This window comes from Acinetobacter sp. TYF_19, from assembly GCF_043105125.1.
GTDB lineage: Bacteria > Pseudomonadota > Gammaproteobacteria > Pseudomonadales > Moraxellaceae > Acinetobacter > Acinetobacter johnsonii.
On record NZ_JBICLH010000067.1, the window covers coordinates 1 to 15,169 of the forward strand.

Annotated in this window: 15 protein-coding genes; 5 read left to right on the forward strand and 10 right to left on the reverse strand. The window is 40.4% G+C overall.

Annotated features, from left to right (window positions below):
- Positions 1 to 188: 188 nt before the first annotated feature.
- Both ACF8FD_RS09805 and tkt read right to left on the reverse strand, forming a co-directional pair.
- On the reverse strand, positions 189 to 404 hold the full coding sequence (locus tag ACF8FD_RS09805; protein WP_004696769.1) for a hypothetical protein: 216 nt from the start codon (positions 402 to 404) through the stop codon (positions 189 to 191).
- Positions 405 to 519: 115 nt separating this feature from the next.
- Positions 520 to 2,508 carry a transketolase gene (gene tkt / locus ACF8FD_RS09810; protein WP_234305045.1) on the reverse strand — a complete coding sequence of 663 codons (1,989 nt, stop codon included), beginning with the start codon at positions 2,506 to 2,508 and terminating at the stop codon, positions 520 to 522.
- Positions 2,509 to 3,227: 719 nt separating this feature from the next.
- Between tkt and metK the strand changes: the two genes are divergently transcribed.
- On the forward strand, positions 3,228 to 4,394 hold the full coding sequence (gene metK, locus ACF8FD_RS09815) for a methionine adenosyltransferase (RefSeq protein ID WP_004984924.1): 1,167 nt from the start codon (positions 3,228 to 3,230) through the stop codon (positions 4,392 to 4,394).
- A gap of 83 nt (positions 4,395 to 4,477) precedes the next feature.
- Here metK and ACF8FD_RS09820 read toward each other — a convergent pair whose 3' ends face one another.
- Positions 4,478 to 4,723, reverse strand: a complete 246-nt coding sequence (locus tag ACF8FD_RS09820) for a hypothetical protein (protein WP_026056381.1) — start codon at positions 4,721 to 4,723, stop codon at positions 4,478 to 4,480.
- A gap of 314 nt (positions 4,724 to 5,037) precedes the next feature.
- Between ACF8FD_RS09820 and ACF8FD_RS09825 the strand changes: the two genes are divergently transcribed.
- Positions 5,038 to 5,250 (forward strand): hypothetical protein, encoded by a 213-nt coding sequence (locus tag ACF8FD_RS09825; protein ID WP_279679220.1) that lies wholly within the window; start codon positions 5,038 to 5,040, stop codon positions 5,248 to 5,250.
- Here the strand turns inward: ACF8FD_RS09825 and ACF8FD_RS09830 are convergent.
- Both ACF8FD_RS09830 and ACF8FD_RS09835 read right to left on the reverse strand, forming a co-directional pair.
- Complete coding sequence (locus ACF8FD_RS09830) at positions 5,212 to 5,853, reverse strand: LysE family transporter (protein ID WP_125274209.1); 642 nt, start codon at positions 5,851 to 5,853, stop codon at positions 5,212 to 5,214. The genes ACF8FD_RS09825 and ACF8FD_RS09830 overlap by 39 nt on opposite strands.
- Positions 5,854 to 5,985: 132 nt before the next feature.
- Positions 5,986 to 6,558: an FxsA family protein gene (locus ACF8FD_RS09835; RefSeq protein ID WP_279679221.1), complete on the reverse strand. Its 573-nt coding sequence runs from the start codon at positions 6,556 to 6,558 to the stop codon at positions 5,986 to 5,988.
- 122 nt (positions 6,559 to 6,680) lie between these two features.
- On the opposite strand from ACF8FD_RS09835, the gene ruvC reads away from it, so the two are divergent.
- Positions 6,681 to 7,226, forward strand: a complete 546-nt coding sequence (gene ruvC / locus ACF8FD_RS09840; protein WP_004984936.1) for a crossover junction endodeoxyribonuclease RuvC — start codon at positions 6,681 to 6,683, stop codon at positions 7,224 to 7,226.
- A gap of 3 nt (positions 7,227 to 7,229) precedes the next feature.
- On the opposite strand, the gene ACF8FD_RS09845 is transcribed toward ruvC, so the two are convergent.
- From ACF8FD_RS09845 to ACF8FD_RS09865, 5 genes are all read right to left on the reverse strand, one after another.
- Positions 7,230 to 7,556, reverse strand: coding sequence for a hypothetical protein (locus ACF8FD_RS09845; RefSeq protein WP_205666770.1), 327 nt, complete (start codon positions 7,554 to 7,556; stop codon positions 7,230 to 7,232).
- 99 nt (positions 7,557 to 7,655) lie between these two features.
- Positions 7,656 to 8,495, reverse strand: a complete 840-nt coding sequence (locus tag ACF8FD_RS09850) for a hypothetical protein (RefSeq protein ID WP_279679222.1) — start codon at positions 8,493 to 8,495, stop codon at positions 7,656 to 7,658.
- A 144-nt stretch (positions 8,496 to 8,639) separates the two neighbouring features.
- Entirely contained in the window at positions 8,640 to 9,938 is a 1,299-nt protein-coding gene (hemL, locus tag ACF8FD_RS09855) for a glutamate-1-semialdehyde 2,1-aminomutase (protein WP_078424990.1), read from the reverse strand.
- 42 nt (positions 9,939 to 9,980) lie between these two features.
- A complete protein-coding gene (gene thiE / locus ACF8FD_RS09860) occupies positions 9,981 to 10,601 on the reverse strand; it encodes a thiamine phosphate synthase (protein ID WP_176537530.1) in 621 nt (206 codons plus the stop codon).
- 518 nt (positions 10,602 to 11,119) lie between these two features.
- Positions 11,120 to 11,503, reverse strand: a complete 384-nt coding sequence (locus tag ACF8FD_RS09865) for a DUF962 domain-containing protein (protein ID WP_279679223.1) — start codon at positions 11,501 to 11,503, stop codon at positions 11,120 to 11,122.
- Between the two features lie 286 nt (positions 11,504 to 11,789).
- Here ACF8FD_RS09865 and ACF8FD_RS09870 point away from each other — a divergent pair, with 286 nt between their 5' ends.
- Entirely contained in the window at positions 11,790 to 13,250 is a 1,461-nt protein-coding gene (locus tag ACF8FD_RS09870; RefSeq protein WP_234305049.1) for a CYTH domain-containing protein, read from the forward strand.
- A 400-nt stretch (positions 13,251 to 13,650) separates the two neighbouring features.
- Positions 13,651 to 15,111, forward strand: a complete 1,461-nt coding sequence (locus ACF8FD_RS09875) for a CHAD domain-containing protein (protein ID WP_234305050.1) — start codon at positions 13,651 to 13,653, stop codon at positions 15,109 to 15,111.
- Positions 15,112 to 15,169: the final 58 nt, after the last annotated feature.

Sequence of the window (15,169 nt, forward strand, 5' to 3'; positions counted from 1 at the left end):
TAGCAGTCCTTAACAGATTTACGGAATTAGGTCGACCACTTACCCAAGTTACGCCTTAAATTTGGCTCAATTAGGGGTGCTTTGCATTTCAAATCTTTGTGCAACAAAGCCTATTTAAGCTGAAATCTCCACAAAGAAAAAGCCTTATTGAATCGCTTCAATAAGGCTTCTTTTAGACGTGACAACCATCATAGTTTTTCAATCAGAATCCTATCAATTAACTTCATACCTGTCTGCTTTTCATGGTTTTTACGACGGATCTTAATTTGCTTATCTTCTGCTAAATCTTGCAATAACAGTTCAACAGCAACCATCGCCTCCAAAGGTAGATCTGGTCCAATCCACTTCTGTTCGCCCGCATCCATCAATACAACTTCATCATGAATTTGATCGTACAAGCTCATATCATCACCTAAAATTTATGCAGCTACTTCAGCAGCAGCTTGCATATTATATACACCATTCAAAATAAAAGACGCCCCTAAACTGGAGCGTCCTTCAAACAGTTAATTTTAAAAATTAAGCTGTCAATTCTTTTACCGCAGCAACAACTGCTTCAGTGGTAATACCGAAGTATTGGTATAAGTCTTTCGCAGGTGCAGATTCACCATAAGTCGTCATACCAATTACACGACCGTCTAAACCTACAAACTTCCACCAATAGTCTACATGTGCCGCTTCAACAGCAACACGCGCACGAATGTTTGATGGAAGAACCGCTTCACGGTACGCTGCATCTTGCTTCACAAATTCTTCTGCACATGGCATAGACACGACACGCACACCTTCAAGTTGTGCATGCGCCTCCATTGCTAAAGATACTTCAGAACCCGTCGCAATAATAATCGCTTTTAATTCGCCTTTTTCTTCAGCCAATACATAACCACCTTTCGCTACATTTGCGATTTGTGCATCTGTACGTGTTTGGAATGGTAGGTTTTGACGAGAGAAGATCAACGCAGTTGGGCCTTCTGAGCGTACAAGTGCAGACTTCCAAGACACAGCTGCTTCAACCGTGTCACATGGACGCCAAGTATTTAAGTTTGGTGTACCACGTAAAGACGCAATTTGCTCTACAGGTTGGTGCGTTGGACCATCTTCACCCAAACCAATTGAGTCATGTGTATATACATGGATTACACGTTGTTTCATCAACGCAGACATACGTACTGCATTACGCGCATATTCCATAAACATAAGGAATGTTGCAACGTAAGGAATGAAACCACCGTGAAGCGCAACACCGTTTGCAATGGCAGTCATACCAAACTCACGTACGCCATAGTGTACGTAGTTACCTGCAGGATTGTCCTGAACGCCTTGGCAACCTTTCCAAAGTGTTAAGTTAGAACCAGCCAAGTCCGCAGAACCGCCTAATAGTTCAGGCAATAATGGACCGAAAGCTTGCAATGTGTTTTGGCTTGCCTTACGTGTAGCAATGGTTTCAGCTTTTGCATTAGTTTCTGCGATAAATGCATCTGCTTGAGCAAGGAATTCAGCTGGCAATTCACCTGAAAGGCGACGTTTCAGTTCAGCTGCTTCAGTTGGATATTTTGCTGCATATTGCGCAAATAATTCATTCCAAGCCGCTTCAGAAGCCGTCCCTTTTGCTTTTGCATCCCATGCTGCATAAATGTCAGCAGGAATTTCAAATGGACCTTCAGTCCAGCCCAATGCTTCACGTGTTAATGCGATTTCGTCATTACCAAGTGGCGCACCGTGGCAGTCTTCTTTACCTTGCTTATTTGGTGAACCTAGACCAATAATCGTTTTACAGATGATGATTGTTGGTTTTTTCGTTTCAGCTTTTGCTTGCAAAGTTGCAGTACGTAATGCATCTGCATCATGACCATCAGCTTTAAGTACTTGCCAACCATAAGCCAAGAAGCGTTGCTCTGTATCGTCAGAGAACCAACCTTCTACTTCACCATCAATCGAAATACCGTTGTCGTCATAGTAAGCAATTAGTTTACCTAGACCTAAAGTACCTGCAAGTGAACATGCTTCGTGAGAAACACCTTCCATTAAACAGCCATCACCTAAGAAACAGTAAGTGAAATGGTCAACAACGCTCATCTCATCTTTGTTGAACTGCGCTGCTAAGGTTTTTTCAGCTAGAGCAAAACCAACTGCGTTTGCAATCCCCTGACCAAGCGGGCCAGTTGTAGTCTCAATACCTGGTGCATAACCTAATTCTGGGTGACCCGGCGTTTTAGAGTGCAGTTGACGGAATGCTTTTAAATCTTCAATTGATAAATCATAGCCCGTAAGGTGCAATAACGCATATTGCAGCATAGAGCCATGACCATTTGATAGTACAAAACGGTCACGGTTCGCCCATTGTGGGTTAGTCGGGTTATGGTTGAAAAACTCACGCCATACCACATCAGCGATATCAGCCATCCCCATTGGCGCACCTGGATGTCCAGAGTTTGCTTTTTGCACAGCATCCATTGCCAATACACGAATTGCGTTTGCAATACGACGTTCGTTAAGCGGGGTTGTCATAGGTCAGAGTCCAAACAAATGATTTAAAGAGTAAGATGAATAGAATTCAAAGATAGGTGTATTGTCTTAAAAAAAGAGGAATGGGTAAAGCCTAATGGACAATATTTCGCTATTTATTCATCATCAATGTCTAATAAATGCGGGCATTGCCTAAAATCACAACAATTTCACTCAGAAATGTCTCTCTAGCTTCTTTTAGTTCAAATTCCACACGATAGAATGGCCAACTTTTTAAAAGCAAAGCTCGGCCACCCTATTCACTAATCAGAACAAACCGTTATCCTTGAGTATCAAACACATCACAAGATACATTTGTATTTTTTACATACAATTAAACACTCATGGTGAATTTTATTCACTTTTTTAAATTATTCATGAATTACTACAGATTATCGATTATTTTCTGATACTTATTTTGAGCATTTTTTATTTACTAACTTAACACCACGCCAAAAAAAACTCAAACAAACTATTGTTTTACAATTAGATATAACCAAAGCACAAAATCTCATGATATGCACCCATAAACTTTCAAGCAGAACCCGTGACTTTGTCATTTCGAACTAAAAATAAACGCTATATCAATTTTTTAGATGCTTATATCAGATAAAAAGTCGTTGAATTGAAATAAATTCAGTCATTTTGGTCGTGTAGAACTGGCTCAAACGGCTAAGTCGATGTACCATATTGCGTCTTTTAAATTAACTGTGATAGGACTTATGCGCGAGTACGCTGTATTTACCTCGGAATCTGTAAGCGAAGGCCATCCAGATAAAATGGCTGACCAAATCAGTGATGCTATCTTGGATGCGATCTTAAAAGAAGACCCATATGCGCGGGTTGCTTGTGAAACGCTTGTAAAAACGGGTGCGGTAGTACTTGCAGGTGAAATCACAACAACTGCAAATGTTGACTTCGAAGCGATTGTTCGTCAAACCGTAAATGGCATTGGTTACCACCATTCTGACCTTGGTTTTGATGGTTCAACATGTGCTGTGATCAACATGATTGGTAAACAATCACCAGAGATTGCTCAAGGTGTAGACCGTCAAAAGCCTGAAGATCAAGGTGCAGGTGACCAAGGCTTAATGTTTGGTTATGCAAGCCGTGAAACTGACGTGCTTATGCCTGCTCCAATTTCATATGCACACCGTTTAATGGAAAAGCAAGCTGAACTACGTCGTAGTGGCGCTTTACCATGGTTACGTCCAGATGCAAAAAGCCAAGTGACTTTTGCTTATGAAAATGGCATGCCTGTTCGTTTAGACGCAGTCGTATTATCTACCCAGCACGATCCTGAAATTTCTCAAAGCAACTTAAAAGAAGCTGTGATTGAAGAAATCGTGAAAAAAGTGATCCCTGCTGAAATGTTCCATGCAGACACCAAATTCCACATCAATCCAACAGGAATGTTTGTGATTGGTGGTCCAGTGGGCGACTGTGGTTTAACAGGTCGTAAAATCATCGTAGACACTTACGGTGGCATGGCACGTCACGGTGGTGGTGCTTTTTCTGGTAAAGATCCATCTAAGGTTGACCGTTCTGCTGCTTACGCAGGTCGTTATGTTGCGAAAAACATCGTAGCTGCGGGCCTTGCAGACAAATGTGAAATTCAAGTGTCTTATGCCATTGGTGTGGCTGAGCCAACGTCTATTTCGATCAATACCTTCAATACAGCAAAAGTATCTGAAGAGTTGATCATTGCATTAGTCCGTGAACACTTCGACTTACGTCCATACGGGATCACTCGTATGCTTGACCTCATTCAACCGATGTATAAGCAAACCGCTGCTTATGGTCACTTCGGTCGTGAAGGTTCAGATACAGCATTTACGTGGGAAAAAACAGACAAAGTGGAAGCACTTAAAGCTTCAGCTGGTCTATAAGTTTGATCCAAAAAACCCGCTTAATGCGGGTTTTTTATTTTGACTGATGGAAAATAGTTCAACCGTGAAGTCATTGAACCTCACTACTTAGGCTTGTTTTCATGATTCAACACATCAAACAATGATGTTACCGCAGCGGGTTCACTGTTTCGGTCGGCCAAATAGACTTGTACAGATTTAACGATAATCGCTGCTGCAAGACATGCAACAATACAGAAAATCCAAAATCCAAAAGGACTTCGAATATTATGTGATCCACAGTTTGGACAGTCTTTATCTGTTGACGCGACAACTGTTTCACAACATGCGCAGTGGTATTGATAGAGCATGACTTTACCCCCTTGTTTTTGTCCTTTCTTGTTTTTATTGTCCATCACCCTGCCTCACAGAATGTTAGATTCATTTATCTTATGTGAGTATTTGTTGAGACTCAAGCGCAATTCACCTGAAGTGATGTCAGCAACGGCTTACACTGAAAGATTAATCAATTGATTTAACGCATATTCCTCTTTATAACACCGAATCATGACAATTTCATTTTGTAACATAATAGTTTTTGACGTATTCCGTCATATTTGCTCAAAACCCTTTAGTTTTCTCGCGATTGTTTATTAAAATAAGATGCAACGATGAGGAAGAAAGAATGGTTCAGTTGATTAAAAAAGGCGGTTTACGCGAACGTGCCAACCGCAGTCGTAGCTATAAGGGCTCAGAAAATACCGAAGCGACATTGCAGCCCAACCGCTATGCGCAAAGTAAAAAAGACGAAGTGTCTAGCTTGGAACAGGCTCAATCATCTCAAGAGCTTAAAAATGACTTAAATGTAGATTGCGAGAGCATCATACCAAAGCCATAAAGCAAAAATCAGGAACAACCCGCCAGAAAAAATGTCAATATAACTTCCTGAACGCTGATATGCCGCCTTAATTTTAGGTAATGACAAAAGCAGCATCAACAGTGCAAAAGTCATAAAAGTTTGGATTGGAATAATCACCGCAAGTTGCATTTTTAAATAGGGACTTGCGCTAGAACTCAGTGCCAATGAAAACACACTACTGAAATAAATCAGCGTTTTCGGGTTAGACAAGTTAGTCAGCAAACCTGACATGAAATAATGGTTGGCCTTTGGTGGAGGCAGTTTTTGACCATCATCTAGCAAGGCTTCTTGCTGCATTGCGCTGAGGCCTGCTTTCAACATAAGCCAACCCATACGTGCAAGGAACACCCCACCAACCACCATCAATACTTGTTGAATCCACGGCATTTTGTCGATGAGTACGGTAAAACCTAACAAGGTTAAAACCACCCAAACGACGATTCCAACAGAAATACCTAAGATCGTTTTTAAAGTATTTTTTTGTGTGGTCGAAGCTGAACTTTTAGCAATCAGCAAAACATCAGGACCAGGACTTAGCTGCGCAACAAAATGCAATGCGCAAATCGTGAAAAGCAATGACATAAAAAAGCGGCATAAATTTTAAAAAATAATTATATCGTTTGTTATATTTATTTTAAATCATAAGCACTTAAAACATTTTCATAAAGATAAAAAAAGCCGAGTTAGAACTCGGCTTTAAAATTAGGCATGAAATTATTTATTCACATCTTTCATTTCAATTTTTTTCGCCTCTGGCGTAACTTCTCGTGCTTCGCCATCAATAATACTAGAGTCACGATAAGTTGAACCGCCCTGCTGTTGCTGCATTTCTTGCATCTGACGCATGATATCTGCAAATGGGTTTTGACCTTGAGCACCACCGCCCATGCCATTCATATCCCCCATCATGCCACCCATCATTTTTTCCATCATCGCTTGCTGACGTTTCATCATCACGTTCATCAGTGCACCTGTCATGGCTTTTTGCACTGCAGGAATAAGCAATAACACGGCAACCACGTCTGTCACCAAGCCAGGAATCAATAAAAGAAAACCCGCAATGATTTTTGGCAGATTGTTTGTTAATGCAGGATCTGCACCCATCTGGCCCGCTTGCATTTGTGGCATTAAACCTGCTGAATACTTACGAATCAGGCTCATACCAATAAAGAAATCGGCAATAAACCAGAAGAACACGTACCACATGCTACCAACGAGGTCGCCCACGCCAATCCATACGAAGACTTCGAGAATGACACCAGCTAATATAAAAAGAAATAATTTCATGAAAATTAATCTAATCTCAACAAAATGAATAAGGTGCAAGAATCAAGTGCTCAATCTACATCAAGCTTTTTTGATACGCTTATGTAACAATATGGGCATATTATTTTTTTTAAAGGGCAAGCATGTCATTAATTATTGGTATTGACCCCGGTTCTCGCCTCACAGGCTACGGTATTATTCAAAAAGAAGGTCAAAAACTAATTTTTGTCGATGCTGGCACCATTCGTACCGAAGCTGCTGATATGCCTGAACGGCTAAAACGTATTTTTGCAGGGATTGATCGTATTGTAAAATTTCATGGCCCAACCGAAGCCGCAGTTGAGCAAGTATTTATGGCACAAAACCCTGACTCCGCACTGAAGCTGGGGCAAGCACGTGGTGCTGCTATTGCTGCACTGGTCAACCTTGACCTACAAGTTGCAGAATACACCGCACGCCAGATTAAACAGTCTGTCGTCGGTTATGGTGCTGCGGACAAAGAACAAGTACAAATGATGGTGATGAGACTCCTAAACCTGAGCATCAAACCACAGCAAGATGCCGCCGATGCTCTTGCTGCTGCCATCTGTCATGCGCATGCTTCAGGCAGTATGACTAAGCTTGCTGTACTCAATGCTCTTGGCGGTATGGCGCGCGGACGCAGCCGTAGTAGCTCTCGTCGACGCTAAACGTTAAGTAACATAGTTTTTAAAGTCTTTACGCATTTCACGTACCGATGGTGCTTTGGGATAAGTTGCTATCAGCATTCTTCCCGAAATGCGTAAATTTTTCTTTTGAGCAGGATCGATACGTATAAAGACCAATTCTTCTGGCTCATTGCGATGGTTGATCTCACAAATCATAATGGTGTAGTTTTTTTCGATCACTTTATAACGACTAAATGCCTGCTGTACGATTTGCTTAAAATTTTTCTGTCCGCCTGCTGGTGCAAGTTGGGTATAAATCACCAACAGTATGCATGCACCAACCACCAAGGCCACCAGTAAGTATTTATCCATTATTCCTCCCCTCTTTTACCATTATTCAAAGTCTTTAAATTTTAGGCTTGATTGCGTTATATCGTGTTTTCTTACTACTCAATAGTTCTTTTTGCTACATCAATGTTCTTTGCCCGAAGCATTTACTTGATTTTCTTCTATTTGAAAAGAATTAAATAATTTTAGAGAATCACGCTGAATTTTTTTCCAACGGGGCAGAAGCTCCGCATGGAAATCTATATCCAAATTACTCGTATTAAAACCATAATTTGGTACATGACTATTTAATTCACACGCCGTAGCACCACTTGGATATGAAGCACACGCAATGACTACACCAATGCCTTTCCCGTTTTCTTCTTTCCAGTAAATTTTTTTAGAAATATTATCTTGCTCTCCCAAATCTATTTCATAAAGTGACAAACTTGCATTAAATTTCTTCTCCGAATTAATCTCACTTATGCTCATATCTTTTCGAGCACCCATCCGTCCACTTAAATAAAATTTCAATGAAGGCGTATAATCAAAAAACGTTTTGTCGTCTCCCCACTCATCCTTCCACATACCACGTTGTGATAAAGTGAAAGCGATGTCACTGATTTGATTTGAGGAAAGCCTAAAACCTTCTGAAGGATGCATTTCTGGCCATTTCACAAGAAATGTGGCGTTACCGATTTGATCATTACAACCTTTGGTATTATGTAGTTGATTAGAACCTTTCTCCCAATAATTAACATCTTGATATTCAACACTTGCAAAAAATAAATATCGTCGATCAATGCGCATTTTCTGATCACCAAAACTTCCACACTCATATGGTTTTTCTTTTAAGCTCGGTACATCACTTGGTTCTAATACACTAACAATAACACTCAAAATAACGATAATGATTGGTGACAATAGTATAAAGATCAAAAAATGTTTTAGCTGAATAGGCTTTCGAAGAAAATTTAAAATCATAAGTCATCTTATTTAATTATTCATTTTTTTCATGTACTCCTAAAATTAACACAAAGTATTTGAGATATAGTATTTTTTTATTCAAAATACCCATCATAAAAAAAGCCCATCAAATGAGATGGGCTTTTTAGCAAGGACAAATACTTACTTCATGCTTGCAAAAACTTCTTTCGCTGCTTGCAGCGTAAATTCTATATCTTCATCAGAATGGGCAGCTGAAATAAAGCCAGCTTCAAACGCAGATGGCGCAAGGTTCACACCACGGTCTAGCATACCGTGGAAGAACTTACGGAATGCATCGATATCACACTTCAGCATTGAGTCGAAGCTGGTAATGTCTTCTTGATCGGTAAAGTACAAACCAAACATACCGCCGACTTGTTGCGTTTTAAAAGCAATTCCCGCTTCATCAGCTGCGGCTTGTAAACCCACAAGCAGTTTTTCTAGCTGCGCTGTCAATTTTTCATAGAAACCATCTTGGCGCAGGTGTTTAAACATCTCAATCCCTGCACGCATTGCAAGTGGATTCCCCGACAGTGTTCCAGCTTGGTAAACTTTACCCAGTGGTGCAATACACTCCATCACTTCTCGTTTCCCACCAAAAGCACCAACGGGTAAGCCTGCACCAATAATTTTACCCAAGGTGGTTAAATCAGGAGTCACGCCATAGTGAGCTTGCGCACCACCCAATCCAACACGGAAACCAGTCATCACTTCATCAATGATAAAAACAGAACCATGTTCATCACATACATCACGAATCGCTTGTAAGAAGCCGTCGATTGGTTTGACTAGGTTCATGTTCCCTGCCACAGGTTCCACAATCACGCCCGCAATCTCTGAACCAAACTTAGCAAAGCACTCTTTCAAAGTAGCAATATCGTTATATGGAAGAGTAAGTGTGTGTTTGGCAAAGTCGGCAGGAACACCAGCTGAAGTCGCTTCACCTTCGCCGCTGGTTAACAAACCTGAACCTGCTTTTACTAGCAGTGAATCTGAGTGACCGTGGTAACAGCCTTCAAATTTTACAATCTTGTCACGACCTGTATAACCACGTGCAAGACGAATGGCTGTCATGGTTGCTTCAGTACCTGAGTTGGTCATACGAACCAGCTCAATTGACGGCATAATTTCGCAAATAATGTCAGCTAAAGTTGTTTCATGTACGGTAGGTGCACCGAAACTCAAACCATCCACTGCAGCATTTTGAACTGCTTTAATAATTTCAGGATGAGCATGACCTAAAATCATTGGTCCCCATGAGCCCACATAGTCTACATAGCGCTTACCATCCACATCGTACAAGTATGCACCTTGCGCCTTTTCAATAAAGACAGGCGTTCCGCCTACGCTATTAAATGCACGTACAGGTGAGTTCACACCACCCGGAATATGTTTGCTTGCTTGTTTAAACAATTGTTCTTGCTTTGGAGATAAGCTCATGAAGTTACTCAACTCAAAAAATAAAAAAACATCTAAAAACGCTTAAGCTTTAGATGCAAATAAATCAGCCCACTGTTCTATACGATCAGGAATCGCAGACATTGATAGCCCTAATATATCACTAATCACTGCGCAAAGGTCGGCACCAGCTTCGATCACTTCACCTGAATTTTCAACTGTTAAGCCACCAATCGCACAAATCGGCACATTCAATTTGGCTTTAGCTTCTTTTAAAGTCTCTAAGCCAATATTGCCAGCCTCTGGCTTGGTTTCAGTTGCGTAAATTGCACCAAAAGCGACGTAAGTTGCACCTTCAGCAATCGCCTTTTCAGCCAGCTCAATCGAGTTCAAACACGTACGACCAATCACCGCATCTTTTGGCAGGCGTGCGACAGCTTCGGCAACTTCGCCATCACCTTGCCCTAAATGCACACCAACGCCATATTTAACGGCCATTTCTAAGTCATCATTGATCACAAAAGGAACACGATACTCAGCGCACATCGCTTTCATATACTCAACTTCGTAAGCCTGTTCTTCTTTGGGTACTTTTTTACGGCGATACTGCAAAATGGCAACTTCACGTGTTGCCATTGCACCTTCTAATTTAGCCAAAAGTAGCTCTAAAGGATCATCATTTGTAATTAAATATAAACCGCGCATTTAACTCTACCTTTGGGTTATGTTGTTCTATTATAAAGCTAAAGGCGACTGATGCTTTAATGAGTTGGGAATGAAAATGCTTTGCTTTGTACAAAAATCCCGCGACTAAGCTCAGGCTATATAAAAATACCTATTTTCAGTGATAGTCGCCCCACCGCTTTCGCAGTTTAATGGATACAGAAAGCAACAAGAATAAAATAAAAATAACAACTTTATAACAAGAATAAGAGACACGCAGCGATCTGATACGGCTTTTTAGCTTTTTAAACCAGTGGTGTTTGAACAACATCATAAAAGCTAAAAAGCCGCATATTTTATTTAAAATCCACATAAAAAAAGCCTAGAGAAGGTCGCTCTAGGCTTGGAAAACTAAAAGCACTTTAAAGTTCAAAGCACTTATATATTATTTGGTGAAAATATAAACAACGATCTCATTATTAGAACATTAACTCATACTTTGCAACTGTTAATTTCAAGCTTTTCATAAAACTTTCATGATGAAGTCACAAAGTGCTTCACTAACTTGGAATTTTATCCAAAGCACGATCTTGTAAGCTTAAATTTCCACGTAAAACATCGGAAAACATGCGCCAGTCAGAAATAAAACTATACAAAGGCTGTTTAAAACCAGCTGGCTTATTTTTTTCAAAAACAAAATGACCTACCCACGCACAGGCATATCCAGAGACTAAGCCGTATATAAAATAACGCGGCTTGCGTTTAAGTATGGCTTTAGAGAAAAAGTACAGTCCAATTGAACTGCCCGCAACGTGTAGCCGACGACTCATGATGTTGCGATGTTCTGTAAGATAAAAACGATAAAACTGGTGATAGTCCTTAATCGGCAATTGAAAATTAGGTTCAGCGTCGTGTTCCTGTTTCGGTTCAACCTGAGCATTCATCTGTCATCATCCTGATGGTTTTTTACCAACATAGCTGAAAATATGCAATCTGCAAAGTGCAATCGCCTCTGGGAGCGCGTCCACTAAAAACAGAATTGTTTTTTGATCAATCTCACGCTGCAACTTTGTTTTATTGTGTCGTCAAGTCTTACATACTGTCTCTTTTTCGCTACAATCCAATGGTCCATTGGTGTGCCTTTAGCGCACATAAAAACAAACTACAGATCATGCATCTCAATACATAAAGGCTTGGCACTGACCTAGCACCTCAAATTAGGAATTTTTCATGGTTGAAATTGAATTAAAATTTCAGATTAGCGAAGCACGACGTACCGCCCTTCTTAAAGCTTTAGATCCTAAGAAATCTGAAACGATTCAACTTCAAGCCAAGTATTTTGACACGCCTGATCGCCTCTTGGCCCAACACGGCGCAGCTTTGCGTCAGCGTCTTGAAGGTGCTTGCTGGATTCAAACACTCAAAGCCGCAGGTAAAAGTCATTTACACCGTTTTGAACATAATCATAATTTGGGTGAGTTAGAGTCATCTCCTGAACTAGACTTAAGCATTTATGCAGCTATTCCAGAGGCTCAACAGATTTTAACCCAAGCTTTAGGATCGGATGCGGCTGCGTTAAAGCTCACCTTTGAAACGGACATCCAACGTACCTATCGCGTCATTGAGTTTGAAGGCGCTGAAATTGAAGTCTGTTTGGATATCGGTGTAGTTCGTGCGTCTGGTCGAGAACAGACCATTCATGAGGTAGAATTCGAACTTAAATCGGGCTCTGTTCAGTCACTTTTGGCCTTTAGTTTTGAATGGGTGAAGAAGTATCAACTGTGGTTAGATGTCCGCAGCAAAGCCGAAATGGGTAATCTACTAGCACTTGAGCAAACAGTGAGTCCAGCACGTTTTGAAAAAGAGTTTATCTTATCGAAAAAAGAAAGTGCGGCACATAACCTGAGTTTGCTGATTGGTCAGCAAATGCAGCATTTACTGCCGAATATTGCTGCAATTTCAGCAGGTGTTGCTGAGCAAAGCCATATTGATCAAGCACAAACTGCTTTAGAGCACTTACAACTGACCTTGGCTTTATTTAAAGACTGGAATAGTAATATTTCTGATAAATGGGCGATGCAACTTGCCGCATTCAAACATCAGTTTGATCATTTACAACATTTGCAGCATATGCAAAGTACCTTAGGCGCTTTTCTTCAGAATCCAACCACTACAGAAAATCTTGCCAAAGACATTTTATATGCTCAAGAAAAGCTTGGAAATTTAGTTAAATCGACGCAGAACGTACATCATTATCTTGAATTATTGACCTTTAGTTTAAGTTCACATGATCAGGTACAAAAGCAGGATTTAAAAACCTATGCGCACAATACCCTGCAAAACCAATATCGACAGCTACAAGAAAGCTTAAATGCTGCAGATATTAGCCACTTTGAAAGCTTAGATGTATTGGCACAGAAAATTAAGGAATTGAAGTTTAGCTTTCCTATTTTAACATCCATTTATGATGTGAAAAATTTGCAGAAATACAGTAAAGCGTTGAATGATGCCCAACAAGCCGCACATGAATATCAAATCTTGGCGACTTCAGCTGCGTACATTCAACAAACGGAACTTGAAGCCAGTGATTGGTTTGTTTTGGGTTGGCTCACGGCGAAGCTTGAAGTTTATGCCGATAAACTTTTAGAAGCGACAGAACAATTCTTAGTTAGCCGTAAATTCTTAAAATAACGTACTGTATACCAAAGCAGTCATGTTAAATACATGACTGCTATCGCCTCGACAAGGCCTGACAAGCCGCAAAACTGCGATAGAAGATCGTGATTGGTCTCTTCAAACCACTAATTTATCTGTGACAAAACGGCCTACTATCAAAACAATACAGACTTTATATTCATTTTTATTCTTAAAAAGTAATGCTATACATTCCTACCCAATGTAGATTTATTATCACTTCGATGTAACCATCAGTACTTAGTCACCCTTGTATACTTTTAAAACTCCACTTCATTATTTTAAAAATGACATCTAGCTCACTATTTTTGCTCTTTTAGCTTATACCTATTCAAAGCTGGTCTTTTTTTGCTCAATTTAGCATATAGTAAAACGTAGGTTGTCATGAGTCAGGGCTATGCAAGAGATTGAGTTTAAGTTTCAAGTTCCAGTTAAGAAGCGTAAGGCATTGCAAAAAGCTTTTACACTGCTCAAGGCTGAGCCGATTCATTTAGCAGCCCAATACTTTGATACAGCGGATCAAACACTTGTTAAGCATTGCATCGCGATTCGACGTCGGCAGGAAAATGATGAATGGAAACAAACCTTCAAAGCAGTGAACAGCGCAAAAGCATTGAGTCGCTTTGAACTTGAATTTGATATAGCGCCACCTGAGGCGACTACACTCGACTTAGATAACTATAAAGATTATTCCGCTATCTACAAAAAATTAAAACGCGCTTTGGGGCTTCCACTTCCAACCCTTGAATTGCTCTTTGAAACCAACATCCAACGTTTACGCGTTTTGCAAAATGTTGGAAATAGTACAGTTGAAATTGCACTTGATATTGGAAAAATTTTTAAAGAACAAAACAGTGTTGATATTTTCGAGATCGAATTTGAATTAAAACAAGGATCGATAGAAGATTTAATCGCATTTATACGACCTTGGGTTCAAAAATACCAACTGAGTCTCGACACACACAGTAAATCTGATTATGGACTTCAGGTCGTTCGTCAGCAAAGTTCCTTTCCTGCACAATATCAAACACCTCTTGTACTGAACAGAAGCTCAAACGAAGCTAAGGCTCTACAAAGCATGGTGGACAATTGCTTACAGCACCTACTCCCTAATGCCAGTTCAATTGCTCGACAGCAGTACTCCAGTGAGCATGTCCACCAATCCCGCGTGGCAATCCGCCGCTTACGTACCGCACTAAAAAGTTTTGCTGCATGGTCGGACGCCATTCAACCGCACTGGAAAATAGAACTCACGACTATTTTTCAAGCCTTAGGTGGAACACGGGACATTGATGCACTGAATGAAGATTTACTTCCTCAACTGATTGAGGCAGGTTATCCATTAGACCATCTTGCCCCAAGTACAGAAATCATCACTGATGTCTGTGCCCTATTCCAACGACCAGAAACGATGCAACTTTGGCTTGAATTAATTTTATTTACAGAGCAAGAACTAGATTCGCCTTCAAAAACCAAACTGAAAAAACATGCACTCAAAGTGATACAGGCTTTACACCATAAAATACGCGCACATGCCGAGCACTTTAGCCAGCTTGAGGATGAGGAAAAACACCGCATTCGTAAACAAGTCAAACAACTGCGTTATAGCGTTGAGTTTGTGGCGTCTTTACTCAATGCAAAAGCTTTAAGAACCTATTTGAAAAAACTCAAAGCAGTTCAAGAAAGCTTAGGGCACTATAATGATTTAGTCGTTGCAGACGCCTTATTTCAACAAGCCCCTGAACCAGAAGCCGCTTATAGTTTTGCCACAGGATGGATCGCCGCGGAAAAAAATAGAATGCTGAAATTAGTTGAACAACAGCTGTTGCTGCTCAGTCAAACCAAAAAGCTGAAATAGCCTTTAAACCAAAATATACATCAACAGTGAAAAGCTCTTCTATAAGTGAATTTCCTGC

Coding starts and splice junctions, on each gene's coding strand:
- ACF8FD_RS09825 (WP_279679220.1), top strand. CDS start 5,038: ATGGTTCAGTTGATTAAAAAAGGCGGTTTACGCGAACGTGCCAACCGC.
- ruvC (WP_004984936.1), top strand. CDS start 6,681: ATGTCATTAATTATTGGTATTGACCCCGGTTCTCGCCTCACAGGCTAC.
- hemL (WP_078424990.1), bottom strand. CDS start 9,938: ATGAGCTTATCTCCAAAGCAAGAACAATTGTTTAAACAAGCAAGCAAA.
- ACF8FD_RS09805 (WP_004696769.1), bottom strand. CDS start 404: ATGAGCTTGTACGATCAAATTCATGATGAAGTTGTATTGATGGATGCG.
- ACF8FD_RS09875 (WP_234305050.1), top strand. CDS start 13,651: ATGCAAGAGATTGAGTTTAAGTTTCAAGTTCCAGTTAAGAAGCGTAAG.
- metK (WP_004984924.1), top strand. CDS start 3,228: ATGCGCGAGTACGCTGTATTTACCTCGGAATCTGTAAGCGAAGGCCAT.
- ACF8FD_RS09865 (WP_279679223.1), bottom strand. CDS start 11,503: ATGAATGCTCAGGTTGAACCGAAACAGGAACACGACGCTGAACCTAAT.
- ACF8FD_RS09850 (WP_279679222.1), bottom strand. CDS start 8,495: ATGATTTTAAATTTTCTTCGAAAGCCTATTCAGCTAAAACATTTTTTG.
- ACF8FD_RS09820 (WP_026056381.1), bottom strand. CDS start 4,723: ATGCTCTATCAATACCACTGCGCATGTTGTGAAACAGTTGTCGCGTCA.
- ACF8FD_RS09835 (WP_279679221.1), bottom strand. CDS start 6,558: ATGAAATTATTTCTTTTTATATTAGCTGGTGTCATTCTCGAAGTCTTC.
- thiE (WP_176537530.1), bottom strand. CDS start 10,601: ATGCGCGGTTTATATTTAATTACAAATGATGATCCTTTAGAGCTACTT.
- tkt (WP_234305045.1), bottom strand. CDS start 2,508: ATGACAACCCCGCTTAACGAACGTCGTATTGCAAACGCAATTCGTGTA.
- ACF8FD_RS09845 (WP_205666770.1), bottom strand. CDS start 7,556: ATGGATAAATACTTACTGGTGGCCTTGGTGGTTGGTGCATGCATACTG.
- ACF8FD_RS09830 (WP_125274209.1), bottom strand. CDS start 5,853: ATGTCATTGCTTTTCACGATTTGCGCATTGCATTTTGTTGCGCAGCTA.
- ACF8FD_RS09870 (WP_234305049.1), top strand. CDS start 11,790: ATGGTTGAAATTGAATTAAAATTTCAGATTAGCGAAGCACGACGTACC.